Origin of the sequence: Labrenzia sp. PHM005, assembly GCF_006517275.1 — a bacterium.
In the GTDB taxonomy this organism is placed as follows: Bacteria; Pseudomonadota; Alphaproteobacteria; order Rhizobiales; family Stappiaceae; genus Roseibium.
Genome location: NZ_CP041191.1, coordinates 2751067 through 2777645 on the forward strand (window position 1 = coordinate 2751067; position 26579 = coordinate 2777645).

A 26579-nucleotide genomic window follows, 5' to 3' on the forward strand; every position below is an offset into this window, starting at 1 on the left:
CATCAAGTGACTCCGTATTGTTTAAAAGTGCTCTAGCTCGCGGTGTTCAAAAACCGCATAAGTGAAACCGAAGTGTCGAGCCGGATTTGTTCCTCTTCAGGATCAAATCCGGCCGGTCGGATACAAGTGTTATTGGGGCGATTGGGCGAGGGCACTATGTGTTGCTGACGGGGTCAGTCAACAGGAACCGTAATCTTCATGGCTCGAAGAACTTTCGCAGCAAAGCAGGTGCGCCGCTGAGATTAGCGATGGGGCCGCGTCAAATAGTAATTCGTGTCAAATGAATCGCTATGCGGTCTCTCCAGACATTTAGTACGTCGAAGGAGAGAGCCCCAATTGTTGGGCTGCGCCTGCGGCTGTATCAATTTCTTGCAAAACTTATGTTCGGCCGCCCGGCAGCGTTTAATCGTTTTAGTTCCCGGGAATGTTTATGTTTTTTGATCTATCTGGTCATTTGAACCTTAGATCACGCCGAGAACGATTGCTGCCAAGAAAGCGAAAGCAGCAAAAAATGCGATCATGTTTAGGTTACGCGTAAGAGTCATCTTATTCCTCCCGTCACCTCGGTCACAGCCTGTTACACTAGTCCAGTCTGGCGCAGATGCGAAGAAAAAACGTTGCTGCAATGCAGCGACAAAAACGCGTATAGGTTGTGAAGAGGCCGAATGCGGTGCATTTCTGATAAAGATTAACCCGCTTAAGTAGCGGTCTATTAAGATGGTTTTAGTACTTTGCAAACAGTCAACCCGTGTGGCGCTGCGGAGATGGAATGACCGAACTGGCAAAGCTTGCTGATCTTGCGAAAGATTCAAGTATCGCAGGCCGTAAAAACCTCATTGGGACACTTACGGATATGTATCTGGCTGCTGGTGATGCCCGCGGCGAGCAGATATCATTTTTGTTTGGCGATATAGCTCTGAAATTACTTGGCCAATTAGAGGAAGAAACCCGGGCGGCATTGGCCGAAAGGGTCTGTGCCGATGATATGGCGCCGCACCAATTAATGCTTCAATTGGCTAAGGATTCGGTGTCGGTTGCCGAGCCCGTCCTGCAAAATTCTCCAGTCTTGCAGCCTGAGGATCTGGTTGCGATAGCATCAACAGCGTCGATGGATCATCTTGGAGCGATTGCCGGCCGGGAATCGGTCGAGCAGGCGGTGACGGCGGTCCTCGTAGACCGGGGAGATCAAACTGTTCTGTCGAAGGTCGCCGAAAACAAGGGAGCCGACTTTACCGAAGCATCGTTCTTTGTGATTCTGGAAAAGGCGGGAGATGTTGAACAGATCCAGGCCGCCTTGATGGTCCGCCCTGACCTCCCCGAGGAGGCGGGCCGTATGCTCTTGCCCAAGTTGTCGGATGATCTGAAAAAACGGGTGAGTTCCCTTGGAGCCGACAACAAACTGGCCAAGCTGATAAACGAACGGGTGGAAAAGGCCCGGGCAAAACAACTGGAACGGCTTAAAATCCAAACGAGCGCGCTGGTGAAGGAAATCGACAGCGGCAAAATGTTGGTCGACGACGTGGTCCGGCGAATTGCGCGATCTGGCAAGCCCTCAGAATTGGGGATGCTGCTGGCCGGCGTAAGCAAACTGCCTTTTGATGCTGTGTCGCAACTGCTGTTTAGCCAGAACGACAAACCGTTGGTTATCGTCTGCAAAGCTGTTGGGGTTACCACAGAATCATACAAGGACGTTCTGATGATGCGGGCGCAGCGGTTACGGATCGACGGAATGGAGCTGAATGAAGCCATCCAACGCTTCGGCTTGATGAGTGTTGACGGCGCGAGCAGATCATTGGAGGTCTTGCGGCAGTCCTGCCAGCCGGCAGCCCCTGAAAAACCTGCAGAGCAGCCAGTTGCGCTTCAAGAGACCGATAAGCAAAAACCATCAGCCCGTGCACCTAAGAAAAACGTACCTTTCGCTGCACAGCGCTAACGCCCGTTGACCGCTGGATGGCCTTAACCTGAAGATCTTTGCAAGGTGGCAGTCATTGCTGCCGCAGAAATCAAGAAACCACCACCGATCCTATTGATCAGCTGGATCAAAGACGGATTGCGCAGTCTTTGACCGATTGCAGCAGCAGCCAACGCATAGATAGCCGCATTGACGATCCCCAATATCACGAAAGTTGTGCCGAGCAGCGCAAGTTGCGGCACGACCGGGGCTTGCTGTGCGATGAAGTGGGGCAGGAAAGCCATAAAAAACACAATGCCTTTGGGATTGAGTGCGGTGACCACATAGGCGTGCCAGAAAATTTTTCCCGCCGGAATATCGGCGACACTGTGCGGGCCAAGGGCTGCAGGCCTGCTGCGCCACATTTTTATGCCAAGCCAGACAAGATATGCCGCGCCAACCCATTTTAGCACGGAAAAGGCCGTTGCCGAGGTCGCCAAAATAGCTCCAAGTCCCATCAGAGAGGCAATCGCAGCCGTCGCATCGCCAAGGCCAACACCCATGACACTTGCGAAAGCTGACTTGCGGCCTTGCGTGAGCGCGTAGCTGACAACCAGCATAACGGTCGGGCCCGGCACAGCGAGCACGATCAGAGTGGCGACAACATAGGCGGAATAAAGTTCAATCGTCATCTTCAGGCACCTTGGTTTGACCAGAGGATAGACGGGGCCGGTTCAATATACAATCATATGGCTCACCGGCCGATGTGAGGAGGCGAGGTTTGCGGATAGATATTTCGGTCCTTGTTGTTGGATGGACCATTGGTTGTTGTTGGAGTGTTCAGGCGAGCGGGCAAAGTGTTCCGTCTCCTGCAGTCAAACCCTTGCAAGGAGTTGTAAAGTCTCCCGTTTCTGAACGTGATGTGTTGCCGCCGAAAAAGCCCACGCCCAATTCAAACCCGGTTGCAGACCGTGGAAAAACATTTGCTTGCGAATTGCCGTTTGCGAAGTTCACGAAAGTGCCGCCTGTTCGATCTGATGATGGCTGCGGTTTTGACAAGGCCGTGGTTTTAACGGCTCTGAAGACACCAGACCGGGGTACGATCCGCCTTTCGTCACCGGTCACCGTGTCGTGTGAATTTGCAGCACTGTTTTCCGAATGGGGTGTTTCAGATGCTTCTGCGATCGCCGGTCGAATATTTGGCAGCCCGATTAGCGTGATAAACACCGGCCCAGGCTACCAATGCCGGCGCCGGAACAATCAACCGGATGGAAAACTGTCTGAGCACGCGCTCGGGAAGGCCGTGGATATTTCCGGATTTCAAACTCTGAGTGGGCAACAGGTTTCCGTGGAGACGGATTGGTCTTCCGACACCGCATCTGGGAAGTTTTTAAAGGAAGTGCATGCTTCGGCATGCCAGAGGTTCACCACCGTTCTGGGGCCGGACGCCGACCCCAATCACAAATCTCATTTTCATTTGGATACGGGCTGTCACGGCAAGGACTGCACCTATCTGATCTGCCAATAGGCGGCGCCCGGTCTGGAAAGCCAGCCGCTGCGGTAGGGCCGGTTCGGCTGGCCGGAACCACGGCGGCTGGGAGCGCTTTATTGGCAAAACCTTTGTACACCGCGATAAGTCGTATAAGTGCCAGTTTGTGGATTGAAAGACCGGTATTTGGCGGAACAATAGTCATACCAGGCCGGGCTCCAGGGCTGGTAACCTACAGGACCGGAAACGTGGCCGGGATAAGGTGCTGGTGGATAGGCAGGGCCAGGAGGCGGTCCGGCATACGATGGCCGGTTGGTGGCGCTGAGCAGGATCGCACCAGCGGCGAGGCCAATAATCCCGGCAGCGACGGCTGCCCCGGCATTGTTGTTTTTGTGTTTGCGATGATGCCGCCCAGGCCGGTGTTGGTGGTGATGGCCGCCATGATCGCGCCAGCCGTGACGCGGTCCAGCTTCTGCTGTTGCGATCGTTGGCACAAGAAGGGCGCCCGATAGGGCTGCGGCAAGAAGACGTTTGCTCAAAGCGTTCATTTTGTTTCTCCTTTAAGGCCTTGTGCCTTGAGGCAGGGTTTTGAACTCGTTGGAGGCAATATGGCGGCCGCGCCCTGAACCGGTTCTGAGACCGCCGTTCATCTTGCGTTCAGGTTTGACGGAGCGCGGGTATGACGCGTTTACGGAGCGGTGCTGGTGTGCGACACCTCATACTGACTAAATTGGAGGAATGTGGTTGTGAGTGGAAACGAGCCGGACAATGCAGAACCCAAGTCCGTGATCCGGACAACCGACGATGAAGCGCGCCGTCTGGCCAAGGGCCTCATCCGCTCAGCACGCTTCGGCGCTTTGGCGGTGCTTGATGCTAAGACCGCTGCCCCTTTGGCCAGCCGCGTGGCAACTGCGACCGATCTGGATGGAACACCGGTTATTTTGACCAGTACATTGTCCGGACATACGGCAGGGATCCTGGCCAATCCTGTCTGTTCGCTCCTGATGGGGGAGCCCGGAAAGGGCGACCCATTGGCACACCCGCGGATATCGTTGTTTTGTAACGCGGTTAAAATCGACCGGGAGTCAGAAAACCATGTCCGGCTGCGTCGGCGGTATCTAGCCCGCCATCCTAAGGCAGAGCTTTATGCGGATTTCGGCGATTTTTCTTTTTTCCGGATGGAGCTCTCAGGGGCCAGTCTAAATGGCGGGTTCGGTAAGGCCTTTGAACTGACGACAGATGATCTGGTCGTACCCATTGCTGATGTGGGCAGTTGGGCTGCAATGGATAGTGGGGCGAGTGTCCACATGAACGATGACCATAAAGACGCAATCAAATTGTATGCAGAGGTCCTTTGTCATTCCGAGGCCGCCAATTGGCGGCTCGCATGCCTGGATCCGGAGGGCCTGGATTTGGTTGCAGGCGACAGGGTAGCGCGTCTTTGGTTTAAGACGCCTTTGGAAATCCCGGATCAGGTGAGGGCAGAACTTGTCTCTCTGGCCCAGGAAGCACGCGCGGGTTCTTCCTGAGAGGTCTGTTGAGGGGATTCTTGCAGCCCGCGCCAGATTCAGTGCGCGCCAATGCTAGCTTTTTGCAGATCCTCGGAAGCGCTGGTAGGGGAAAAGATAACCTGGTTCCGGCCAGCCCGCTTGGCCGCGTACATAGCGGTGTCGGCTGCATTGATGACGCTGGTCACATCATGGTCGGCACTCAGCCGCGTAATCCCAAAAGAAGCCGTTGTCGAGAACCGCGTCCCGTCCGGGGCTTCATAACTCTCTCTGGAAATCGCGCTGCGCAAGCGTTCGGCAACATTGGCAATTCTGTCTTCCCCGACATCACTGATACACAACAGGAATTCTTCCCCGCCATAACGGAAAAATAGATCACTGGATCGGATATGATCACGGACAACTGACGAGAAACCTTTCAGCACCCGGTCACCAACTTCATGGCCATAGCGGTCATTGATGGACTTGAAGTGGTCCAGATCGATCATCAGAATCCAACTTGGCAAACCCGAGCCAATTTTTGCAATCCGGTCCTCCAGCAGAGCCCGCATGTGTGACCGGTTTTGTGCCCCAGTCAGCGGGTCTGTAGCGTTGATTGCCGCAATGATTGAATCATAGGCAGTTCCTATGAGTTTTTCGAATTCAGAAGCTGCGACCAGAAAATCTTCATAGGTGCGTTCCTCAATCATCGCTCCCGAATTGGCGGCCATAACCATAGTCCGGGCGAGATCATGGATGTGTTTGTGGCGCGATCTAAGCTCTTGATGCTGGCCGTCATTGGAAAACAGTTTTCCAGCACGGACTTCCAGCCAATGGCCGAGAGGACAGTGCAAATGTGCGTCCTCTTCCAGCATGTCAGCTGCAGCCGAAGTTCTGCAAATCAAACTCTTGTTCAGGCGGTCGATCCAGGCTTTATGCTCTTCTAATAGAGCGTCAATTTCTTTCGCTGTTTCCACCTGCCTTTGAGTAGGAATAATCTCCATGTTCCGCAAAAATTCTCCTGAAAACACAGAAGGGACTGACAATGGGCGGATTTAACGTCATTTGTCAGATTTACACAATATGATTCATGTATAAGTTTCAAAAAATCGTCTTATTATTATTTTTAGAGAAATTTATTTGTGAAATATGCATATCTTCCGTAGCGGAATATAAATTATTCAGATTTGTAGATTTTTTGGGAGATTTTGATTGAATTTATATAGATGCAAAAATTATAAATCTCGCGTATTTCTAAGGGAGATTGTCTGTTTGATTTGTTTTTACTATTTTTGGGGGGCTTTTCTAGATAACTATGCATTTTGCAAGTAAAGCTGGTTTGAGTGATATTGCGTCATTTCAGCGTCGTCAAATCGAAACACTTCAGCCTTGTCGAAAGGGCTTCTTTCAACAAGGCTTGTGTTAGAGGACTGCCCTCGTGTTCAGCTCAGCTGGAGCAGTCCGTCCCATATTGCCTGGGTTTACGGTTTAGGCCGCTCTCAAGTGTCCGAGGAAATCTGACAGGCCGGTGCGTACACTGTTTATCTGTTGTGAAACCGCATCAACACGGTCCACGACCTGTTTTACCTTTTCACCCGATGCGCGTGCCGCCTGATTGACTTCTGCGATGTTGGCCGTGATATCCGAGCTGCCTTGAGCGACTTCGTTTGCGTTCTGAGCGATTTCCGAAGTCACAGCATTCTGTTCTTCTATTGCAGACGCCACCGCAGAGATCTGCTCTTTGATACCTGACATAGAATTAACAACCGATTGGATAGAACTGGAACATTGCCCAGCTCCAGATTGGACCGCGCTCAGCTGTGAGCTTATTTGTTCGGTCGCCTGACCGGTCTGCGTTGCCAAGGCTTTGACTTCAGAGGCAACGACCGCAAAGCCCTTTCCGGCTTCTCCCGCTCTGGCTGCCTCAATTGTCGCGTTAAGTGCCAGCAGATTTGTCTGGCCCGCGATCTCTGTAATCAAGCTCAGAACTTCGTTGATTTCCTGAGCAGAACTCGACAATTCACCTACTGTATCACCAGACTTTTCTGCCTGTCCGGCAGTCTCTGTTGTTGAGGTGTTGGCAAGCGTGACCTGGCGGCTGATCTCGCTGACTGAGCTGGCAAGTTCTTCGGCAGCTGATGCCACGGATTGTACGCAATTTGTCGACTGTTCAGCAGCTGCTGCCACCGTGTTCGACCGGCTGATGGTTTCTTCACTGTAGGCGGCCAGCTGATCGGCACCGTCTGCAAGTTCCGACAAGGCACTGACAACGGCATCGCAACTGGAGGCCATAACCTTTTCGAGTTCATCAGCAAGCCGCAACTGGTTTTCCCGTTGCTCTTCCTGAGCGCGCTGTTCTTCTTCCTTTGCCTGTGCCTGAAGGCGTTGCATTTCGACCATATTGGCTCTGAATGTGTCGAATGCGGATGCCACAACGCCAATCTCATCCCGGCTGCGCACAGTGATTTTTACATCCGTATTGCCTTTGGTGAGCTCGGTCAGCCCTTTTGTGACTTCTTTCAGAGGATTGGTGATCACAAACCGGGTAAAGATCATTGACCCCAGGATACACAGAACAAATGTTAACCCGGAAATCCAGATGATCTGCTGAAAAGCCTGTTTTTCATGCTCTTCTGCAGTGATGGCGGCTTCGAGTGTAAAGCGCTCGATCTCTTCCAACAGCGCGACCAACTCATGGTCGAGGCGCTCCTGCTCTTTTTCCAACTGTGCAACAAGCTTATTGGCGCTTTGAAGGGCATCGGTTTCGATGAGATGGAGCACCTCATCGACATGTGACTTGTACTCGGCATATTCGATTTCTATGCGTTTTAACTGTTCCAAAGCACTTGAAAACTCTGCTCTTTCCAACTCAGAGGCGGAGTTGTTGAGTGCCTTTTCAGCCAGGTGCTCTGCCTTTAAAATCTCGTCTGCGACCTGCACTTCAAGTTTCTTGATGGTCTCTTTGATTTTCCCGGCGGTGTAGTGTTCATCTGCGTCCTGCAGGCCGGAAATGCGCATATAGCGCTCAACAAGAGCTGCCTGTTCTAGCTGATGGTTGGTGACATGGCTGATCGCTTCGGTGAGGGGGATGTCTTTTTCCGCGATGTTCGCCAGTTCCTTGCCAATGGAGTGCATTTGGACGATCGCGACCGTTGCCACAACGACCAGTCCTAAACATAAGAAAATAACCAGTGACAGGATTTTCGCTGAAACGGAGGCAGCAATCGGGTTCTTGGCAATCATTTGAATCTCCGCACATTGACGGGTGTAAGTATGTGATAACGTTAAGTCAACGTGTGGATTTTTGGTTGATTCACTAAAGATTGTATTAACTTAAGGGAGAAATTACCTAGTCAATGCACCTATTGATAGAATTGACTACTGGTATCTTTTGGAAAAATTACACGTATAGATGGTTTTTGAGTTGTGGTAGTTAAAGTGCGGAAAACGTGACGTTTTCATTGAGGTCATTAAGCGAAAGAATAGCTCTTGGAACTATCCGGTTGCAGCGGCTGCAGTAAGGTAATTTTGATCGTAGAAAAAACGAACGCAATTGCGCCCTGCATTTTTTGCTTCATACAAAGCCTTGTCGGCTTTGTTGATGGCCTCTTCAACACTGACATCCGGGGTGAGGCCGAAAACGCCAAAGGATGCCGTGACAGACAGGCAAGCACCATCAGTCGCTTTGATTAGTGTCAGTTCGATCGATTTCCGGATGCGATCAGAGATTTCCTGCATTTTGCTTTCATCTACATTGCTGATGCAAAGCAGGAATTCTTCGCCGCCATAGCGAAAAAACAAGTCGTTAGCACGAATTTGTCGGCGCACGGTGGCTGCTACGGCCGTGAGGACCACATCGCCGGTTGCATGACCGTATGTGTCATTGACGGCTTTGAAGTGATCAAGATCCATCATGATCAGCCAGTCCTGAATTTGCCCGTACTTGGCACTGCTGATCCGCTCATTCAACCGCTCTTGCATGGTTGTTCGGGTCTCAGCGCCAGTTAATGGATCCGTCGAGACAATTTCGTCGTGCAGTTCCTTATGAGTCGCCTGGATCTCATCACGCAACCGGCTTTGGGCGTCTTGATATGCGTCGTAAGCCTTTTCGGAAATTTTCTCTTCCCGCATGGCACTGTTTGCCAGTTCACGGGCAAGGTCATGCATTTCTTTATGGTGTTCAATGATCGTGTTGAACCGCGGGTGGTTTTGAAAATACTGCTTCCCACGCCCGTTTAACCACCTGCCTAATTTACAACGGCAATGTGCATCTTCACGCAAAGTGTCGTCTTTTGGAGGTGTGCCGCAGACCAGTGTGCGGTTGAGATTGAGCGACCATTGATAGTGGTGTGCGATATTGCGCTGGAGCTCGTTCAGAGCACAGATTTTTTCATCGTTTACTGAACGGGCCACTATCGAGTTGGTCCTTACTTTTATAATTAGTGCATGGCACTAGTCGCTGGATATCATTCTTATATAGAGTCCTTTCGAAACTGTGAAAATAGGCTTGTTGGTGGTCTTTGGTCGAAGTAGTCGGGAAGGTTCTGTCTAGAGTAATAGCGAATTATTACTACTGGTTGCAGTTCGCGTTTGGGGCATTCTTACATTGTTGTGGGGCTTAATTATTCGAACACCAACCCTCTGCCGTTCGCAATAACTTCGGAAGTGCAGGTGCTTTGGGAGCGGTCACGCGATAACGCAAATGCAGAATGCGATAAGGCTGGCAAAGATTATTCTCTGCCAGCCACGGTTTTTTGGTTAAGGCCTCAATGGGGCTCAAAGTCAGGCTTTGCCCCAGCCGCCTGCCGTTGGGGTGATAACTGTCACAGCTTCACCGGCTTCCAGGATGGTCTGGTCGCAGCCTTCCAGTTTCTCGACTGTGCCATCCAAACGACGGACTTCGGTGCGGCCAACCTGGCCGTTTTCGCCGCCTTCCATGCCTTTCGGGGCGATGGTGCGGTGAGAACCGAGGATGGCGCAGTCCATTTTTTCCAGGAAACGTAGCGTCCGTTTGGTGCCATCGCCTGCGGACCATTGGCCCTTGCCGCCGGATCCTTTGCGAATATGGAAGTCCTCCAGAAGGACAGGGAACCGGAATTCCAGGACTTCCGGATCCGTCAGGCGCGAGTTGGTCATGTGGACGTGAACGCCATCAGTCCCTTTGAACCCAGGTCCTGCCGGAGAGCCGGAGCAGATGGTTTCATAATACTGATAGGTATCATTGCCGAAGGTCAGATTGTTCATCGAGCCCTGGCTGTTGGCCATTGCGCCGAGCGCTGCAAAGACGGCGTTGGTCACATGCTGGGACGTCTCAACGTTACCTGCAACAACCGCAGCCGGATAAGCTGGGCGGAGCATGCAATCATCCGGTATGATGATGTTGATCGGCTTCAGGCAGCCGGCGTTCATCGGGATGTCACCGTCGACCATCACCCGGAAGCAATAGAGGATCGCGGCCCGGGTTACCGGCTCGGGCGCGTTAAAGTTGTTCGGGCGGACGCCCGAGGTGCCGGTGAAATCAACGGTCGCTTCGCGTTTGTCCTTATCGACCGTGATCTTGACCTTGATCGTCGATCCCTGGTCGGTCGGGTATTCGTATTCAGAGTCCTTCAGGGCTTCGATAACCCGGCGCACGCTCTCTTCGGCATTGTCCTGAACGTGGCCCATATAGGCCTGAACAACATCCAGCCCGAAATGAGAGACCATTTTCCTGAGTTCTTGAATACCCTTTTCATTGGCGGCGACCTGAGCCGACAGATCGGCGACGTTCTGATGCGGGTTTCTGGCCGGATAAGCGTGATCGGTCAGAAGATCCACCAGTTCCGCTTCGCAGAAACGGCCCTGATCGACGATCTTGAAGTTGTCGAAAAGAACACCTTCTTCGTTCACGTTGGTGGCCCGCGGTGTCATCGAGCCTGGTGCCGAGCCGCCGACATCCGCGTGGTGTCCGCGCGAAGCGGCCCAGAACAGGATTTCTTTACCTGCATTGTCGAAAACCGGTGAGACGACCGTAATGTCCGGCAGGTGTGTGCCGCCGTTGTAGGGGGCGTTGAGGGCAAAGACGTCGCCCGGTTTGATCTTGCCTTGGTTCAGCTTGATCACCGTTTCAACGGAGCGGTCCATGGACCCGAGGTGCACCGGCATATGCGGGGCATTTGCGACCAGCGCGCCGCTGGCATCAAAGACCGCGCAGGAGAAGTCCAGGCGCTCCTTGATGTTCACCGAATAAGCGGTGTTTTGCAGCGTGACACCCATCTGCTCGGCGATGGACATGAAGAGGTTGTTGAACACCTCCAGCATCACCGGATCGGCGTGGGTGCCGATGGCTTCGGCGCGCTTCAGCGGAACAACGCGATGCAGGATCACATGGTCCTTGCCATTGATTTCAGCCTGCCAACCGTCCTCGACAGCGATGGTGGCATGCGGTTCGATGATCACCGCAGGACCCATGACCTTCATGCCGGGCTTCAATGTCTCGCGCTTGAAGATACCAGCATCGTGCCACTGACCTTCGGAATAGATCCGGGTTCCCGTGGCTGCGGCTGGAACATCGGACGCAAGAGTAAGGTCCGGTTCGACAAGGCCTGCACCGCCACCGGCGGTCTCCACTTCCAGCGCTTCGACGACGACTGGCTTGTTGTCATACGCAAAGCCGAACTGCTTCTTATGCGCTTCCTCAAAAGCAGCACGCATTTCTTCGGTGCTGCCAAGCAGAACAGGCAGGGGCGTATCGGTGCCATCGTAGCGCAAATGCGCCGTCGCCGTGGTCAGGCGGGCATCGGCGGTAACGCCTTGCTTGTCGAGTTCCGCTTCGGTTTGGGCTGCCAGCTGATCGCGTAAGCTGCCCAGTTCCGGCAACAGATCGTCGGTCAGGGTCTTGACCACGGCCATCTGCCGGTCAGCACGGATGTCGGCCAGGCCCATGCCATAGGCCGACAGGATGCCGGAGAACGGGTGCAGGATGACCGTTTTCATGCCGAGGCTGTCTGCAACTTTACAGCCGGTCTGACCGCCCGCGCCGCCAAAGCACGTCAGGGCGTATTCAGTGACGTCATAACCGCGCTGGACCGAGATTTTCTTGATGGCGTTGGCCATGTTTTCGACAGCGATCTTGATAAAGCCGTCGGCAACCTCTTCCGGGGACCGGCCGTCGCCGATTTCTTGTGCCAAGTCAGCGAATTTCTGACGGACAGCGTCGCCGTCCAGCGGTTGATCCTGGTTCGGGCCAAAGATTTTCGGGAAGAATTCCGGAGCGAGTTTACCGGTCATCAGGTTTGCATCGGTCACCGTCAGCGGGCCGCCGCGGCGGTAACACGCCGGACCTGGGTTGGCACCGGCGCTATCTGGGCCAACCTGGAAACGGCCAGCAGCATAATGAAGAATGGACCCACCGCCGGCGGCCACCGTGTGGATCATCATCATCGGCGCACGCATGCGTACACCGGCGACTTCTGTTTCGAAGGCGCGCTCATAGTCGCCGTCATAGTGGCAAACGTCGGTAGACGTGCCGCCCATGTCAAAGCCGATGATCTTGTCGTAGCCAGCCATGCGGGAGGTTTCGACTGCACCGACAACACCACCTGCCGGACCAGAGAGGATTGCGTCTTTGCCTTGGAAGAGATCGGCTGCGGTCAGACCGCCGGAAGACTGCATGAACATCAGGCGCGGGCCAGCGCCCAGCTCTTCGTGAACCTGATCCACATAGCGGCGCAGAATCGGAGACAGGTAAGCATCGACAATGGTGGTATCGCCGCGTCCGACAAGTTTCATCAATGGCGAAACTTCGTGAGAGACAGAAATCTGCGGGAAGCCTATGTCTTCGGCGATTTTCTTGAGTGCCTTTTCGTGAGCCGGATAGGCATAGGCATGCATCAAAACGATTGCGATGGAGCGGATGCCAGCGTTCCATGCAGCCTGCATTTCTGCCCGGGCTTCGGCTTCATCGAGCGCTTGTTCGAGCGTTCCGTCAGCGCGAACCCGTTCGGTCAGCTCATGGACGCTTTCATAAAGCAACTCCGGCTTGATGATTTCCTTGGCAAATATCTGCGGCCGGGCCTGATAGCCGATCTCCAGCGCGTCGCGGAAGCCGCGGGTGATGAAGAGAGCCGTGCGTTCCCCTTTGCGCTCCAGCAAAGCGTTGGTCGCGACAGTCGTGCCCATCTTGACGGTGGCAACTTTGTCAGACGGGATCGGCGCGCCCTTTTCAACACCAAGCAACTCGCGGATGCCCTGGATGGCTGCGTCCCGATAAGCTTCAGGGTTTTCAGACAGCACTTTGTGCGGATGCAAGGTGCCATCTGGCGCGCGGCCAACGATGTCTGTGAAGGTGCCACCACGATCAATCCAGAAGTCCCACTTGGCCGTCATTTTTCCCTCGTATTTTTTGCTGTGCCGCGCCGTCTTTGGCCGGACGGTTGATGCACGTTTTTAATGTTTCTGAGTTTATGTTGACATTTTGTAGATAAAATGTCGATGAAAAAATACAATTTCTTTTACCCGGATTTTAACGCCTGTTTTGTAAGACTTTTTTCAACTGACCTATTTGCCCGAGCAAACTGTATATGAGCGACATGGACAATCAGGCGTCTCGGACCGAGTCGAGCGTGGACCGTTACGGGATTAAGCCAACCAACCCTTGGACAGATGGGTTACTCGCGGTCGTGTTCGGCATTGCAGGCGCAATCATATTGTTTCGGTTGGGCTTTGAGCTCTCAAAACTGGTGTTTGCCGAATACCGGCCAATGTTTGGCGATTTCATCAGTTTTTGGACGGCAAGCTTCTTTGTGTTGGATGGCGCAGCAACTCAAGCCTATAACTATGAGGTGCTCCATAAACTGCAGCTCGACTTGTTCGATCAAGGTGGATTGCCGTTTATGTATCCACCGACCTGGCTGTTGGTTGTCGCCCCGTTCTCGGCCTTTCCGTACAACATTTCAGCGCTTTTGTTTGAAGCGCTGCAAGTCATCGCATTGGTGTGGGCCTGTTTAAGCCTGACGCGAGCAAAGGCCAACTTATGGATCTTGATCGCCTTTCCAGCCGTTATGTTCGGCGTCATGCATGGCCAAAATACCGCCCTTAATGTGGCCCTGTTGGGCGGTGCACTGGCCGCAATGGATCGAAACAGACCGGTGCTGGCCGGTATCTTGATCGGATTGCTGAGTTACAAACCGCAAATTGGGGTGCTGATTCCGATTGCCTTGCTGGCGGGCCGGGACTACAGGGTTTTTGTGTCTGCTGCTGTGACCACGGTTCTCTTTGCAGCAACCAGTTGGATGGTCCTTGGAACTGATGTCTGGCGGGCTTTTTTTGAGAACATCGAATTTGCACGCGAGTGGCTGCAGAGCGGGCAAACGCCTGCGAACAAATATGCATCAATTCTCGGCTGGCTGCGCCAATTTGGCGTCGACAACACGATCGGCATGACTGTGCAGATGGTGTTTGCCGGTGTGGCCGTGTGTTCTGTGGTTTGGGTTTGGCGCAGGGATCTTCCCCTCACTGTTAAGGGAAGTGTTCTTGTTGCCGGAACATGCCTTACAACGCCGTACCTGTTGGACTACGACTTGGGTTTGCTGGTCATTGCAGTGCTGCTGATTATTCGCCAAGGCAACGAGACCGGATATCTCGCTTACGAAAAGGCCGGGATTGCGATTTCGACACTCTGCCTGCTCTTTAGCAGCGGGTGGGGGATTGCGATGGATTTCACCGCGATTGGCGTGCCAGTCCTCGTGCTGTTTGGATTGTGCGTCCGCAGGGCCATTGCGATGGACCGGCTGAAATCCGAACTGCGTTTGCATCCTGCATAATGGTTTCTGTTGGCCGTGAAATCCGGCCTATTGCGTCGAACGATCCTGCGTGCCGCCGGACCATTCCACGCACTGATGTGCTGTTTCTCTCGTTATTCCGGCGCAGTTACTGTGTGAAATCTATTTGGAAAAAGCCAAATACCCCTCGGAAAGAGCCCGTATTTCAACGGCTTGAAATTTTATAACGAGAATTTATCGATAAATTGTTGATGTTTTTTTCTTCTCGGATTAGCGTTTGAGTGGGAGTGTTTGATTGGCGTTCATAAGAAAATGCCGTCGCGCTGCTGTGCTCAGGTTTTAAAACCCTTGCTTCCAAGAGGAGAATACCATGTTGACGACCCGTTCCCTGGCCAAGGCCGGGATGCATCTGGCAGCCGCCGCCGCGTTTGGTGTGGCTGGCCTGACCGCCGCTGCTGCTGAAACCAAATGGGATATGCCGACCCCTTATGGTGATGGCAACTTCCACACCCAGAACATTGCCGCTTTCGCAAAAGATGTGTCCAATAAGACCGGTGGGTCTTTGAACATCCAGATCCATTCCGCAGGTTCGCTGTTCAAGCACCCGGAAATTAAAAACGCTGTCCGCAAAGGCCTGGCGCCGATCGGTGAGCTTCTTGTCTCGCGCCTTGCCAACGAAGATGCTGTCTTCGGTGTCGACTCCGTCCCGTTCCTGGCATCTTCCTACGATAAAGCCTGGAACCTCTATCAAGCGTCCAAGCCGGCCTTGGAAGAAAAGCTTGCAGAGCAGGGGCTCCAGCTTCTTTACACCGTGCCGTGGCCGCCGCAGGGCATCTACGCCAAAAAGGAAGTCACAAAAGCTGACGACCTGAAAGGTCTTAAGTTCCGTGCCTATAACGCAGCAACCGAACGTCTGGCGCTGCTGGCTGATGCCGTACCGACCCAGATTGAAGTGCCGGACATCCCGACTGCTTTCTCTACCGGCCGCGTCGAAGCCATGATCACTTCACCGTCCACCGGTGCCAACTCCAAGGCCTGGGACTTCCTGACACATTACCATGACACACAGGCCTGGTTGCCGAAGAACATGGTGATCGTCAACAAGGGCGCTTTTGATGGTCTGAGCGATGCTGAAAAAGCTGCCGTTCTGGAAGCCGCAGCTGCTGCTGAAACCCGTGGTTGGGAATCTTCCAAGGCGGAAACTAAGTCCAAAACCGCGATCTTGGTTGAAAATGGCATTACGGTTGTAGAGCCAAGCGCTCAGCTGCTTCAGGATCTGGCTGCAATCGGTGAAACCATGGCAGCCGATTGGCAAGAAAAAGCCGGGGATACCGGCACAGCAATCCTCGACGCCTACAAGGCTAACTAAACTTCTTGAAAGCGCCGGATCTCAAAAGTCCGGCGCTTTTTCGATAATAAAGTGGGGGAGAGCAGATGAGACACCTTCTCAACATGCTCTATAAAGCGGCGACGGTCCTTGCGGCCTGCTGCTTGCTGGCCATTGCTGTTTTGGTCACACTTCAGGTTCTGGGCCGGTTGCTGGACGGAGCGCGCGGCCTCTTCGGAATGGATCCGCTCGGCTTGCTTGTGCCGTCGCTTGCTGAAATTGCCGGATTTTTGCTGGTTGGCGCATCCTTTTTGGCGCTTGCCGGAACGTTGCGCAATGCAGACCATATCCGGGTTTCGATACTTCTGCAGGCCGTCACACCTGGTATAGCCCGGTTGTTGAACATCTGGTGTCTGGCCGTTGCGGCCGCATTTGCTGTCTTCTTCACCTGGCATGCTGGTGTGCTTGCATATGACAGCTATCTCTACAACGAGGTCTCATTCGGGATCATTCCGATCCCGCTGGTTTATCCGCAGATCGTCATGGCGCTCGGCCTTTTGGTTCTGGCCATCGCACTGCTGGATGATCTGATTTCGTCCGTGATGGGCGGCCCAATCAGTTTCGAAACGGTCGAACGTGACGATTTGATTGAAGGGGTGGAATGATGGACCTCTCTCTAATCGCTTTGTTTCTCGGGCTGGGCATGCTTGCTGCTCTAGCAACCGGTATCTGGGTAGCGGTGGCACTCTTTGCAGTGGCTCTCGCAGCTATCATGGCGCTGATTTCCGTTCCCGCAGGCCCCGTTTTGGCAACAACTGTCTGGGGCGCTGCCAACTCCTGGGACTTGACCGCTCTGCCGATGTTCATTTGGATGGGAGAGATCCTGTTCCGATCCCGGTTGTCGGAAGATATGTTTGCGGGCTTGTCTCCGTGGATGCGCGGACTTCCTGGCCGGTTGCTGCATGTCAACATTCTCGGCTGCGGGATTTTTGCTGCCGTCTCCGGATCGTCTGCCGCAACCACAGCGACCATCGGGCGGATGTCATTGCCTGAGCTCAAGCAGCGCGGATATGACGAGCGCATGGCCATCGGCACCCTTGCGGGTTCCGGAACGCTCGGCCTCTTGATCCCGCCGTCGATCATTTTGATCGTTTATGGGGCTGCGACGGAGCAATCCATCGGCCGGTTGTTCATGGCCGGTGTCGTACCAGGGGCAATGCTGTGTCTTTTGTTCATGGGGTACGTTGGCCTTTGGGCTCTGATGAACCGCAGCAAGATGCCGCCGGTTGAAGAAAAAGTGCCGTTTTTTGCGCGCATTTTGGCGACCCGCCGCCTGTTTCCGGTGATTGGCTTGATCGTTGGAGTGATTGGCTCGATCTATGCTGGTGTTGCCTCGCCGACGGAAGCCGCAGCCATTGGCGTTATGCTGTCGCTTTGCCTGTCCTGGGCGTCTGGCACATTGAATCGGCGGAGTTTCACAGAGTCTCTGCTTGGTGCGACCCGGACATCCTGCATGATTGCTTTCATTCTTGCCGGGGCCGCTTTCCTAACGGTTGCCATGGGCTATACCGGCATTCCGCGCGAACTGGCGGGCTGGATTGGTGGCATGAACCTGTCTCCATATGCCCTTCTGGTCGCGTTGACCCTGTTCTTCGTGGTCCTGGGGTGTTTCCTGGATGGGATTTCGGTGGTTGTGCTGACAACGTCTGTCATCCTGCCAATGGTTGAGCAAGCAGGGCTTGATCTGATCTGGTTCGGGATTTATCTCGTTCTGGTGGTCGAGATGAGCCAAATTACGCCGCCAGTCGGGTTTAACCTCTTTGTCCTTCAGGGCATGACTGGCCGGAATATTTTCTCCGTCGCCCGCATGGCTTTGCCATTCTTCTTGTTGATGATCCTGGCTGTTGTCCTGATTGTCGCTTTTCCGGGCTTGGCGCTCTGGTTGCCGCAGACAATGCTGACGAACTAGCCTGGAGGATACCTGCTGCTGGAGGCAGTCTTAAATGAGTGAGCGTTCGAAACCGACCCCTGATGCACAAATCGGACCTGTGGTTTCGGCCGCTCACCTGGCCTCCGGGGCGATGCCCGCCCTTTCTGAAATCGAGTTTGCCGTGACTATGATGGTCAATGCCTATCACCGCTGGATGGTCCGCTGCATGGCGGCAAGCGGCTCGGAGGGACTGGGACCGCTTGATGTTCTCGTGCTGCATTCGGTTAATCACCGCGGCCGGGCCAAAACCCTTTCTGACATTTGCCTCGTCCTTAACATCGAGGATACGCACACCGTAACTTACGCGTTGAAAAAACTGGAAAAGGCCGGCCTGATTTCTTCGGGACGCCGCGGCAAGGAAAAAACCGCAGAAATCACGGCTGACGGTGAGAAAGCGTGTATGGAATACCGCCGACTTCGTGAAGCGCTGCTTGTCGAGCCGATGAAGGCCCTTGGGCTGGATGAAAGTGAGCTGTCGCGCCTTGCTGCCACTCTCCGGCTTGTTTCTGGAAACTACGATCAGGCTGCCCGCGCGGCTGCTGCAATGTAGCCCGGCATAGTCGCAGGCGGGCAGGCTGTTTTTTGTTGAATGCTACAATAATTCTTGTATAGACGAATTATGAGATCTGAAGAGGCGATATTGGCGTTTGGGGCGCTGGCTCAGGACGACCGGTTAACCGCTTTTCGGCTGCTTATGAAAGAGGGGCCTAAAGGGTTGCCCTCTGGCGAGATAGCGACGCGGCTGGAGGTCGCGCCGACCCGGATGTCTTTCCACCTGGCAGGACTGGAACGTGCCGGGCTCTTGGAGGCAAAGCGGGAAGGACGCCACATTCTGTACTCGGTCAATCAAGACTGCATGCGCGCTCTTCTGAGTTTCCTGATCGAAGACTGCTGCGGCAATAATCCGGCGGTTTGCTGTTTCCCGGGAAACGGCGCGGCTCCTGTGAATGAAACCAAATAGGGCGACTTGGCTCATGAACATTACCATCTACCACAATCCGAAATGCGGTACCTCGCGGAATACCTTGGAAATGATCCGAAAAGCCGGTGTCGAACCGGCCGTGATCGAATATCTAAAAACCCCGCCCTCTCGTGAGGAATTGGTGGATTTGATTTCCAAAATGAATATTCCTGTTCGCGAGCTGCTGCGTCAGAAAGGAACACCTTTTGACGATCTCGGGCTTGGCGACGACAAGTGGAGTGACGATCAGCTGGTCGACTTCATGATGGAGCACCCCATCCTGATCAACCGTCCGGTTGTTGTTAGTGAAAAGGGCGCGCGCCTGTGCCGGCCTTCGGAAAAAGTGTTGGACCTGCTGCCGGAAGACATCGGGTCCTTCACCAAGGAAGACGGTGAAATCGTCTCTTCGGGATCTTCGAATGTTTGATGAAGCTGCGTCAGACCTGCCGAATATCAGTCCGGATGATGTCAGGCAGGTCACGACCGATGATGTCGCGCGGGAAAACCCAGTCAGCCACCCGCCCAGAATTTTGCTTTTGTACGGATCTTTGCGCGAGTGCTCCTACAGCCGGCTTTTGGTCGAGGAAGCTGCTCGGCTGTTGGAGGCGTTTGGCGCGGAAACCCGGATCTTTAATCCGTCCGGTCTCCCGCTGCCCGATGATGCCGATGTCAGTCATCCGAAGGTGGCCGAACTCCGGGACCTGAGTATTTGGTCGGAAGCCCAAGTCTGGTGTTCTCCCGAGCGCCATGGGGCCATGACCGGGATCATGAAAACTCAGATCGACTGGATCCCGCTCAGCACCGGCGCGATCCGGCCAACGCAGGGCAAAACGCTTGCCTTGCTGCAGGTGTCTGGCGGATCCCAGTCGTTCAATGCGGTCAACCAAATGCGGATCTTGGGTCGCTGGATGCGGATGGTCACCATTCCGAACCAGTCTTCGGTGCCTAAGGCGTACACGGAATTTGATGACGCGGGCCGGATGCTGCCATCGCCACTCTATGACCGGGTTGTCGATGTCATGGAAGAACTGATGAAGTTCACACTGCTCGTGCGCGGACGGTCTGATTATCTGGTAGACCGGTATTCTGAACGAAAAACCGAACGGGAAAAACAGGGGGCAGCGTAGGTTGCTTTTAGTCTAAGTTCCTAACGCGGCGACGGGTCTTTGGACCTGAGCGTTTTCATCAAATGAATTTCCGCTCGCTGTTTCCGGTTCGGGTGTGTTCGGATCGTCTCTTGCTTGATCGTGAACTGCCGGTTTGAGTTCAATATGAGGCTTCGCGGATTTGACAGTCAGCTTATTTACGGCTGGGCGGGCCTTGATCGTCATGTCCGGCTGGTTCGTTTCATGGAATTGAACATCATCAGGTTTACCATAGAGATAGCCTTGCACGAGGTCGCAGCCCGCGGCGCGTAGCAAGATGGCTTGCTCTTCAGTCTCGACTCCCTCAGCGGTGATGGTCACATCAAGGGAGCGGCCGAGGCCAACGATTGATGTGACAATTGCGTCGGTACTGGCGTCCTTGCCCAGATCTTGAATGAATGCCTTGTCGATCTTGATCTTGTCGAACGGGAACAAACTGAGGTAGCTCAACGACGAATACCCGGTGCCAAAGTCGTCCATCGCAATGGAGACACCCATGTCCCGTATTTGTCGGAGCGTGTGGATGACGGCATCCGTGTTGGAGATCAGCAGGCTTTCCGTAATCTCGATTTCAAGTCGTTTCGGATCCAGTCCAGAGGATTGCAAGGCTCTTGCAACACGTTTTTGCGTCTCTCCGGCAACAAATTGGGCGGGCGACATGTTAACCGCAACCCGCCGGTTGCGGTTCGGCCATAGGGCTGCTTGCTTACAGGCATTTTCGAGAACCCAGTTGCCGATTTCCTCGATCAGGCCGGTGTCCTCTGCAACAGGAATGAACAAGTCCGGACGGATCATCCCCTTGGTGGGATGTTCCCACCGGATCAATGCCTCGTAGCCTTTCAAAGAGCCATCGGCTAGCGCGTACTGTGGCTGATATTTCAATTTCAGCTGATCGAACTTCAGCGCCTTAATGAGCCCCTGTTCAATTTCTTTGCGTTTTTGCGCTTCGGCATCGAGTTCAGGCGTGTACCAGCAAAATGTTGATCGGCCGCTGTGTTTGGCCCGGTAAAGGGCAAGATCGGCGCAGTGAAGCAAGCGGGAGGACCGCCAAGAGCCATCGGTCGCTCTGGCCAGGCCGATGGACAGGGAAATCTTGATTTCCCGGCCGTCGATCGAACAGGGGAGTTCCGTCGCACTAATCATGTCTGTGGCCAACCGGGTCATCCTGGCTGTGTCAGACACGGAAGTCAGCATCACCGCGAATTCGTCGCCGGACAATCGGGAAACCAAATGACCGCCGAACACTGATTTCAAACGCTCGGCAATGATCTGAAGAAACACATCGCCGATGCCGTGGCCGTGGGTATCGTTGATTTCCTTGAATTTATCGACATCAATGATCATTACGCCGATGTTCGAAGCCTTCGCCTGAGCAAACCGTAGCGCCTCGGTCAGACGTGCGTTAAACACCGCGCGGTTTGGAAGGCCGGTCAAAGTGTCGTGGTGCGCGAGATATTGGATGTTCCGGTTTGTCCGCAGTTGATCGCGGAAGCGCATCCACAAAAGGATGCCGGCAAACAGAAATGACACCAAACACAAGGCGCCGATCGATGCGCTGACCGACAACAGTAAAGGAGCAAGGCTCGTCATGATGTCCGACGTCCCAGTCAGAACAATGAGACTGCGCCCTGAGGCATCTTGTGCCGGAAAAGTTACAATCGCAGTCGAACCAAACGTCCCGGTAAGGTTCATATCCGGTATTGCCTTGATGCCCTCTCGACCAGACGCGGCTAACTTTGCTTTCATCAGGGTTTGCGGTGACAGAAACTTGTGGCTGCTTTCCCACTCTGGCGCAGACCATGTTGCAGCTTGAGGTCCATCCCGCATTTCGATCGCTGAAGGTAGGACCGAAAACTCAAGAACTTCCGGATGCGCGCCTTCGGATTGAAGTGCTTCTTTCAGCGATGCGATTTGCTGGTGATAAGCTTTTGATAGGCCTTCGCCGGTGAGTGTTGTGCGAAGTCCGGTAAGGGTTTCCAGCCGGTTATCGGTTTCGTTTGTCTCGCTCGTTTGAAGAATGCCGTAAACGGTGTCAGACGTATCCGAATAAGTCTGTTCCAGACTGCGAACCAGCAGCCAATGGGTCAATAGACGATTGCTTGCATAAACACCGGCAGCCAGCAGTAAAACCAGCGACATGGATATGAAAAATATAACAATGTTACTTCTGACTAAGGAAGTAGCCATTCGGCGCGATACCATCTCGGACAAATATTTTCCCAACGATATGGCAAAATCCTTTAACCATCATGAATCGGCTTGTTTTCCCGTGCTTTCCGGAATTCGTGACGCTGCGTCGCGTATGCGACTTTTAAACTGTCCAAAAGGTCATTGTGCACCGCGGATTTCTGGTCAAATCAGATACGGATCGATAGAACTCAGTTTCCGGCTTGGGATTGAACTGCCCGGTGAGCCGGCTGGTGGTGTCCGATATGGATGCTGCCGCAATGGAGGAAGTGAATGGTAAACGTCTGGAGCAGCATCGGGAGCATTGTCAGTGCCATCGGCAGCGGCGGTGCGCAAGTTGTCGACCGGCTTGTCCAGCTTGTGCTTGCCCGGCCTGAGGGAACCCGGACGGTTGGTTTTACAGTCGCAATGATCGCACTTTCCGCAAAGATGGCCAAAGCAGATGGGGTCGTGACTGTCGATGAAGTCATTGCTTTCCGGGAACTATTCGACGTGCCGCCAAAGGAAGAGCGCAATGTTACCCGGCTGTTTAATCTGGCACAGGAAGATGTTGCTGGTTATGAAGTTTACGCAAAAAAACTTGCCGATCTTTTTCCCTATGACCGGAAGACCTTGCTCGATATCCTGGATGGTCTTTTTCACATTGCCAAAGCTGACGGCGTCGTCCATCAGAGCGAAATAGGCTACCTTTCCCATGTGGCCGAGGTTTTTGGGCTGGACGAGCGCGAGTTTTCCAAAGTACTAGCCCGTCATGTCCGCAAAGACGGTGATCCCTACGAGATTCTGGGAATAGGAGCAGGCGCCAGTGATGCGGAAGTGAAGGCCCATTACCGGCGGGAAGTTCAGGACACGCATCCTGACCGGCTGATTGCCCGCGGAGTTCCTGAGGAATTTGTTCGGATCGCCAATGACCGGCTGGCCGCCCTGAATGAAGCTTGGGCGCAGGTATGCGCGGAAAGGGGCATATGAGTGTTGCAACCGACACAGGGGTAAAAGCACGGGTCCATCCGTCTCCAAACCACGGCCAACGGCCCGATGGAGCACCGATCGACATGCTGGTTCTGCATTACACCGGAATGCCTACGGCGCAGGACGCCCTGCAACGGTTGTGCGATCCACGTGCTGAGGTTTCAGCCCACTATTTCGTCGATGAAGATGGCTCCATCTTGCAATGTGTGCCTGAAGCCCGGCGCGCTTGGCACGCGGGTCAAAGCTTCTGGAAAGGCGACGCCGACATCAATTCCAGGTCGGTCGGTGTTGAGATCGTCAATCCCGGCCATGAATTCGGCTACCGTCCTTTTCCGGACGAACAGATCGAGGCGGTCATCGCCTTGTGCCTGGATATTTGTGGACGGCACAAGATCAATCCCTGGATGGTGCTTGCGCATTCAGACATAGCCCCCAACCGGAAAGAAGATCCTGGCGAGCTGTTTCCCTGGGCCAGGCTCGCAAAAGCAGGTGTGGGGCATTTTGTTGAGCCTGAAACAATTGAATCCGGGATGATGATGCAGGAAGGCGATCAGGGGCAGCCTGTCGAAGCGATTCAGTCGATGCTGGCTCTTTATGGTTATGATATTGAAATTACAGGGAAATTTGACGGAAGAACAAAACAAGTTGTAATGGCATTTCAGCGGCATTTCCGGCCTGCGAAAGTGGATGGGGTTATCGATGAATCGACGATTGAAACCCTTCACAGGCTATTGGCAAAGCTGCCAACGCTGGCATAATTGTTTTTCTCCTAGTTAGAAGGAGTGGCCGGTCCGGCGCGCAAGTTCTGTTTTCCATTTCACAATCGCAGCGTTGATATTGGGGCCAGTTTTTCATGGCGCGCGTGCAGAAAAAGATGAGCCTGGAGATTGGGAACAATCGACCTTATTAGCCGCGCGTGACGTTAGTGATGTTTATGATTGCAAACGACTTCGCCTCTCAAACTTAGTTAGAACTCACCCGGTAAAACTCCTTCTTCCATGCTGTGATCGCCCAGCTGATTTGCGGGGCCAGGTTCTTATGGCGATTATGTAGAAACAAATACCCATACTTTTTTGCAGTGACTTGCTTAGTCTGAAGGTTTCCGTAGTTTTCTTTGTAAATTGAGTAATTGAGGCTATCGATCAACAGTCCTGATATTTGGCCTCTTTGAAGCATGGCGAGGCCAGATTTGTAATCTTGGATAAAGGACTTTGTTGCGTCTTTAGGAAAGACTTTCTCTTGCCAGACATAACCGTGCATCACACCGATGGATTTGCCTTTAAGATGTTTGAACGACGGTAGGACATCAGCGCCGGTGACAAGCAGGCCGTGTCCATCCACTACCGGCTCAGCGATCATCATAGCAAAATCAGAAACTTTGGCCTGATAGTCGCTTGTCCGCAAAAACTCTCCGTCTGCTCTGTTGTCCTGCAGTAGAGCAGTTGCCTCATCTGCCCTGGCGAATTTGAAGGTGGCACATATTTCATACTCGGCGAATTTGGCCTGCAAGGATGGCAGAATCTGCTGCTCAGTTTTTGTGAAGGAGGAAAGAATTGTCAGGCAATCCTGGTTAGCAGATGCTGGCAACAGCAAATACGTCAAGTAGGCGGCTACCGTGGTTGTCCAAATGCAAAGATGCGTTTGCTTGATCATTTCAAAAGGGACTTTTGGGTGGCCAATATGACTGAGTTGTCACCTTATTACACCGATCGTATCACGCACAGTTGTCCTAAAGACGGAGACAGTGTTTCCGATGTCCCCACATCAAGTCTCTGTGAGGCTGGTGGTCTGAATTTGTGCACTCCTGCCCCGGTTTGAACAGGCACCTGCCCGAACTTGGTCACAAATTGCAGAAACACACGATGCTGCACTGCAAAAATCAGTAAAATATTGAAATATTTTGAAATAATTCGTGATAATTTCGCGCCAAATTTGGTCTCATAGCTCCGCCATTTCTCCGCCCCCGGAAATCGTTGAACAAGAACCAAAAGAGCTGAACGAATGTTACGGTCGATAAATAAAGCTACTGGGGCACTCTGTGTACTTGCCTATACCCTCATCTTAACGGCGCAGTCTGTTTCTGCTGAAACCCGCAATATCGGCACGGCGGACGATGGTCCGCGTGGTCTCGCCGCACTGTTCACTCCCCGGGACAACATCAAAACTGGTGATCCCCGCAAAGATAAGTATGCGCGGATGATTCACAAGGCGGCGAAAAAGCATGGTGTCCCCATGAAAATCGCCCGGGCTGTTGTAGAAGTCGAAAGCAACTTCAATCCGAAAGCACGCGGCGCAGCTGGTGAAGTTGGCCTCATGCAAATCAAGCCGGCGACCGCGCGGGGCATGGGCTACCGCGGATCTACCAGGGCGCTTTATCGCCCAGAGACCAATCTGGAATGGGGCATGAAATACCTTGCCGGTGCGCACAAACGGGCCAATGGCGATTTGTGCGGAACCATTTTGCGTTACAACGCTGGTCACTATGCCAAGCGCATGAATCCGATCAGCGCCCGCTACTGCAAAAAAGTAAAACGCATTCTGGCGTCAAGCTAACTTGTGACAGGGCGGTCACTCGTGGGCAGGAAACCCCGTTGCATTCGCAGCGGGGTTTTTCTTTTCAAAATCGGTTGGCTATCCAACTCAGGCAAACTTCTGCTTCGCAGCTCGAATGGAGGCCGGCGGCTTAATGCCATCGGGGACATCTGTGGCTACAACCGGTTGTCCGAATCCAGTTGCAACGGGCACAACGCCCGCCCAGATGTCCGTACCGATATCAATAGGGTCATCCACCGGGGCGCCGTCACGCACTTTGGTGCTGAGATGCTCGATGTCGAGCACCAAAACGCCGGTTGCTTTTAGCTCCTTGGGCAGCATCTCCCGGCATTCATCCCAGCGGCCAGGCGCCATGTGATCCGTAATTGCGGCAAGAGCGGTGTGTTTTTCTTCCAGGTCTTCCACCAGTCGCGCGGTGCCATGCACGATCACACAACGGAAGTTCATGGAATGGTGGAACGCGGAGCGTCCGAACACCAGGCCGTCGAGCAGTGTCACTTCCAAACTGGCTGGAACACCCGCCTCGTTGTCCTTGATGATCCGGGTCGTGCTGGCTCCGTGAATGTACAATTTGTCACCAATCCGGGCATAGACCATTGGGATCACCATTGGCCGGCCTTCGTGAATGAAGCCGCAATGCGCGATGAGGCCGGCATCCAGAATTTCGTAGGCTAGGTCCTTGTCATACCCACCCCGGTTCATTTGCCGGATTTTTGCATAGGGCGGCAGGTCGGGTTTTTCGTGTTTCATATCAATGTTCTTTGGTTCTGGATCTTGAGTGCCTTGGTTATGGCCGGTAAACTGGTTCTTTAAAAAGAT

At 53.6% G+C, this 26579-nt stretch carries 23 protein-coding genes; 14 read left to right on the forward strand and 9 right to left on the reverse strand.

Annotated elements, in window-relative coordinates; all coding sequences use genetic code 11:
• Positions 1 to 769 precede the first annotated feature (769 nt).
• The gene (locus tag FJ695_RS12370) at positions 770 to 1933 is read left to right on the forward strand and encodes a DUF2336 domain-containing protein (RefSeq protein ID WP_141185735.1); all 1164 of its coding nucleotides are present in this window, start codon (positions 770 to 772) and stop codon (positions 1931 to 1933) included.
• A gap of 23 nt (positions 1934 to 1956) precedes the next feature.
• Here the strand turns inward: FJ695_RS12370 and FJ695_RS12375 are convergent, their stop codons facing one another.
• Entirely contained in the window at positions 1957 to 2583 is a 627-nt protein-coding gene (locus FJ695_RS12375) for a LysE family translocator (RefSeq protein WP_141185736.1), read from the reverse strand.
• A gap of 326 nt (positions 2584 to 2909) precedes the next feature.
• Here FJ695_RS12375 and FJ695_RS28015 point away from each other — a divergent pair, with 326 nt between their 5' ends.
• Positions 2910 to 3419: an extensin family protein gene (locus FJ695_RS28015; RefSeq protein ID WP_168206342.1), complete on the forward strand. Its 510-nt coding sequence runs from the start codon at positions 2910 to 2912 to the stop codon at positions 3417 to 3419.
• 77 nt (positions 3420 to 3496) lie between these two features.
• On the opposite strand, the gene FJ695_RS12385 is transcribed toward FJ695_RS28015, so the two are convergent.
• On the reverse strand, positions 3497 to 3928 hold the full coding sequence (locus FJ695_RS12385; RefSeq protein ID WP_141185738.1) for a BA14K family protein: 432 nt from the start codon (positions 3926 to 3928) through the stop codon (positions 3497 to 3499).
• A 198-nt stretch (positions 3929 to 4126) separates the two neighbouring features.
• Between FJ695_RS12385 and FJ695_RS12390 the strand changes: the two genes are divergently transcribed.
• Entirely contained in the window at positions 4127 to 4909 is a 783-nt protein-coding gene (locus FJ695_RS12390; protein WP_247653829.1) for a HugZ family protein, read from the forward strand.
• A gap of 38 nt (positions 4910 to 4947) precedes the next feature.
• On the opposite strand, the gene FJ695_RS12395 is transcribed toward FJ695_RS12390, so the two are convergent.
• The 4 genes from FJ695_RS12395 to FJ695_RS12410 form a co-directional block, all read right to left on the reverse strand.
• Complete coding sequence (locus FJ695_RS12395; RefSeq protein ID WP_141185739.1) at positions 4948 to 5871, reverse strand: diguanylate cyclase; 924 nt, start codon at positions 5869 to 5871, stop codon at positions 4948 to 4950.
• 484 nt (positions 5872 to 6355) lie between these two features.
• Entirely contained in the window at positions 6356 to 8110 is a 1755-nt protein-coding gene (locus FJ695_RS12400) for a methyl-accepting chemotaxis protein (protein ID WP_141185740.1), read from the reverse strand.
• 252 nt (positions 8111 to 8362) lie between these two features.
• On the reverse strand, positions 8363 to 9280 hold the full coding sequence (locus FJ695_RS12405; RefSeq protein ID WP_168206343.1) for a diguanylate cyclase: 918 nt from the start codon (positions 9278 to 9280) through the stop codon (positions 8363 to 8365).
• A 369-nt stretch (positions 9281 to 9649) separates the two neighbouring features.
• Positions 9650 to 13234 carry a hydantoinase B/oxoprolinase family protein gene (locus tag FJ695_RS12410; RefSeq protein ID WP_141185742.1) on the reverse strand — a complete coding sequence of 1195 codons (3585 nt, stop codon included), beginning with the start codon at positions 13232 to 13234 and terminating at the stop codon, positions 9650 to 9652.
• 194 nt (positions 13235 to 13428) lie between these two features.
• Here FJ695_RS12410 and FJ695_RS12415 point away from each other — a divergent pair, with 194 nt between their 5' ends.
• The 8 genes from FJ695_RS12415 (at position 13429) to arsH (ending at position 20033) form a co-directional block, all read left to right on the forward strand.
• A complete protein-coding gene (locus tag FJ695_RS12415) occupies positions 13429 to 14670 on the forward strand; it encodes a glycosyltransferase family 87 protein (RefSeq protein WP_141185743.1) in 1242 nt (413 codons plus the stop codon).
• A 328-nt stretch (positions 14671 to 14998) separates the two neighbouring features.
• Entirely contained in the window at positions 14999 to 15997 is a 999-nt protein-coding gene (locus FJ695_RS12420) for a TRAP transporter substrate-binding protein (RefSeq protein WP_141185744.1), read from the forward strand.
• A gap of 65 nt (positions 15998 to 16062) precedes the next feature.
• Positions 16063 to 16620, forward strand: coding sequence for a TRAP transporter small permease (locus tag FJ695_RS12425; protein ID WP_141185745.1), 558 nt, complete (start codon positions 16063 to 16065; stop codon positions 16618 to 16620).
• Positions 16620 to 17924, forward strand: coding sequence for a TRAP transporter large permease (locus FJ695_RS12430; RefSeq protein WP_141188709.1), 1305 nt, complete (start codon positions 16620 to 16622; stop codon positions 17922 to 17924). Before FJ695_RS12425 ends, FJ695_RS12430 begins: the two co-directional genes overlap by 1 nt.
• Before the next feature lie 34 nt (positions 17925 to 17958).
• The gene (locus FJ695_RS12435; protein ID WP_141185746.1) at positions 17959 to 18495 is read left to right on the forward strand and encodes a winged helix DNA-binding protein; all 537 of its coding nucleotides are present in this window, start codon (positions 17959 to 17961) and stop codon (positions 18493 to 18495) included.
• A 69-nt stretch (positions 18496 to 18564) separates the two neighbouring features.
• Positions 18565 to 18906, forward strand: a complete 342-nt coding sequence (locus tag FJ695_RS12440; protein ID WP_141185747.1) for a helix-turn-helix transcriptional regulator — start codon at positions 18565 to 18567, stop codon at positions 18904 to 18906.
• 13 nt (positions 18907 to 18919) lie between these two features.
• Complete coding sequence (gene arsC / locus FJ695_RS12445; RefSeq protein WP_141185748.1) at positions 18920 to 19333, forward strand: arsenate reductase (glutaredoxin); 414 nt, start codon at positions 18920 to 18922, stop codon at positions 19331 to 19333.
• Complete coding sequence (gene arsH, locus FJ695_RS12450) at positions 19326 to 20033, forward strand: arsenical resistance protein ArsH (RefSeq protein ID WP_141185749.1); 708 nt, start codon at positions 19326 to 19328, stop codon at positions 20031 to 20033. The genes arsC and arsH overlap by 8 nt, the downstream gene beginning before the upstream one ends.
• Positions 20034 to 20045: 12 nt before the next feature.
• Here the strand turns inward: arsH and FJ695_RS12455 are convergent, their stop codons facing one another.
• Positions 20046 to 22190, reverse strand: a complete 2145-nt coding sequence (locus FJ695_RS12455; protein WP_209011024.1) for a bifunctional diguanylate cyclase/phosphodiesterase — start codon at positions 22188 to 22190, stop codon at positions 20046 to 20048.
• A 321-nt stretch (positions 22191 to 22511) separates the two neighbouring features.
• Between FJ695_RS12455 and FJ695_RS12460 the strand changes: the two genes are divergently transcribed.
• A complete protein-coding gene (locus FJ695_RS12460) occupies positions 22512 to 23207 on the forward strand; it encodes a DnaJ family molecular chaperone (RefSeq protein ID WP_141185751.1) in 696 nt (231 codons plus the stop codon).
• Positions 23204 to 23965, forward strand: a complete 762-nt coding sequence (locus tag FJ695_RS12465) for an N-acetylmuramoyl-L-alanine amidase (RefSeq protein ID WP_141185752.1) — start codon at positions 23204 to 23206, stop codon at positions 23963 to 23965. The genes FJ695_RS12460 and FJ695_RS12465 overlap by 4 nt, the downstream gene beginning before the upstream one ends.
• Before the next feature lie 205 nt (positions 23966 to 24170).
• On the opposite strand, the gene FJ695_RS12470 is transcribed toward FJ695_RS12465, so the two are convergent.
• Positions 24171 to 24860: a transporter substrate-binding domain-containing protein gene (locus tag FJ695_RS12470; RefSeq protein WP_141185753.1), complete on the reverse strand. Its 690-nt coding sequence runs from the start codon at positions 24858 to 24860 to the stop codon at positions 24171 to 24173.
• A 348-nt stretch (positions 24861 to 25208) separates the two neighbouring features.
• Here FJ695_RS12470 and FJ695_RS12475 point away from each other — a divergent pair, with 348 nt between their 5' ends.
• Positions 25209 to 25760, forward strand: a complete 552-nt coding sequence (locus FJ695_RS12475) for a lytic transglycosylase domain-containing protein (RefSeq protein WP_141185754.1) — start codon at positions 25209 to 25211, stop codon at positions 25758 to 25760.
• 87 nt (positions 25761 to 25847) lie between these two features.
• Here FJ695_RS12475 and FJ695_RS12480 read toward each other — a convergent pair whose 3' ends face one another.
• On the reverse strand, positions 25848 to 26510 hold the full coding sequence (locus FJ695_RS12480) for a pyridoxamine 5'-phosphate oxidase family protein (RefSeq protein WP_141185755.1): 663 nt from the start codon (positions 26508 to 26510) through the stop codon (positions 25848 to 25850).
• Between the last annotated feature and the right edge of the window lie 69 nt (positions 26511 to 26579).

Excerpts from the sequence above, each read along its gene's own strand:
- FJ695_RS12370 (WP_141185735.1), top strand. The coding sequence starts at position 770 with ATGACCGAACTGGCAAAGCTTGCTGATCTTGCGAAAGATTCAAGTATC.
- FJ695_RS12375 (WP_141185736.1), bottom strand. The coding sequence starts at position 2,583 with ATGACGATTGAACTTTATTCCGCCTATGTTGTCGCCACTCTGATCGTG.
- FJ695_RS12385 (WP_141185738.1), bottom strand. The coding sequence starts at position 3,928 with ATGAACGCTTTGAGCAAACGTCTTCTTGCCGCAGCCCTATCGGGCGCC.
- FJ695_RS12395 (WP_141185739.1), bottom strand. The coding sequence starts at position 5,871 with ATGGAGATTATTCCTACTCAAAGGCAGGTGGAAACAGCGAAAGAAATT.
- FJ695_RS12400 (WP_141185740.1), bottom strand. The coding sequence starts at position 8,110 with ATGATTGCCAAGAACCCGATTGCTGCCTCCGTTTCAGCGAAAATCCTG.
- FJ695_RS12410 (WP_141185742.1), bottom strand. The coding sequence starts at position 13,234 with ATGACGGCCAAGTGGGACTTCTGGATTGATCGTGGTGGCACCTTCACA.
- FJ695_RS12415 (WP_141185743.1), top strand. The coding sequence starts at position 13,429 with ATGAGCGACATGGACAATCAGGCGTCTCGGACCGAGTCGAGCGTGGAC.
- FJ695_RS12420 (WP_141185744.1), top strand. The coding sequence starts at position 14,999 with ATGTTGACGACCCGTTCCCTGGCCAAGGCCGGGATGCATCTGGCAGCC.
- FJ695_RS12425 (WP_141185745.1), top strand. The coding sequence starts at position 16,063 with ATGAGACACCTTCTCAACATGCTCTATAAAGCGGCGACGGTCCTTGCG.
- FJ695_RS12430 (WP_141188709.1), top strand. The coding sequence starts at position 16,620 with ATGGACCTCTCTCTAATCGCTTTGTTTCTCGGGCTGGGCATGCTTGCT.
- FJ695_RS12435 (WP_141185746.1), top strand. The coding sequence starts at position 17,959 with ATGAGTGAGCGTTCGAAACCGACCCCTGATGCACAAATCGGACCTGTG.
- FJ695_RS12440 (WP_141185747.1), top strand. The coding sequence starts at position 18,565 with ATGAGATCTGAAGAGGCGATATTGGCGTTTGGGGCGCTGGCTCAGGAC.
- arsC (WP_141185748.1), top strand. The coding sequence starts at position 18,920 with ATGAACATTACCATCTACCACAATCCGAAATGCGGTACCTCGCGGAAT.
- arsH (WP_141185749.1), top strand. The coding sequence starts at position 19,326 with ATGTTTGATGAAGCTGCGTCAGACCTGCCGAATATCAGTCCGGATGAT.
- FJ695_RS12455 (WP_209011024.1), bottom strand. The coding sequence starts at position 22,190 with ATGTCGCTGGTTTTACTGCTGGCTGCCGGTGTTTATGCAAGCAATCGT.
- FJ695_RS12460 (WP_141185751.1), top strand. The coding sequence starts at position 22,512 with ATGGTAAACGTCTGGAGCAGCATCGGGAGCATTGTCAGTGCCATCGGC.
- FJ695_RS12465 (WP_141185752.1), top strand. The coding sequence starts at position 23,204 with ATGAGTGTTGCAACCGACACAGGGGTAAAAGCACGGGTCCATCCGTCT.
- FJ695_RS12470 (WP_141185753.1), bottom strand. The coding sequence starts at position 24,860 with ATGATCAAGCAAACGCATCTTTGCATTTGGACAACCACGGTAGCCGCC.
- FJ695_RS12475 (WP_141185754.1), top strand. The coding sequence starts at position 25,209 with ATGTTACGGTCGATAAATAAAGCTACTGGGGCACTCTGTGTACTTGCC.
- FJ695_RS12480 (WP_141185755.1), bottom strand. The coding sequence starts at position 26,510 with ATGAAACACGAAAAACCCGACCTGCCGCCCTATGCAAAAATCCGGCAA.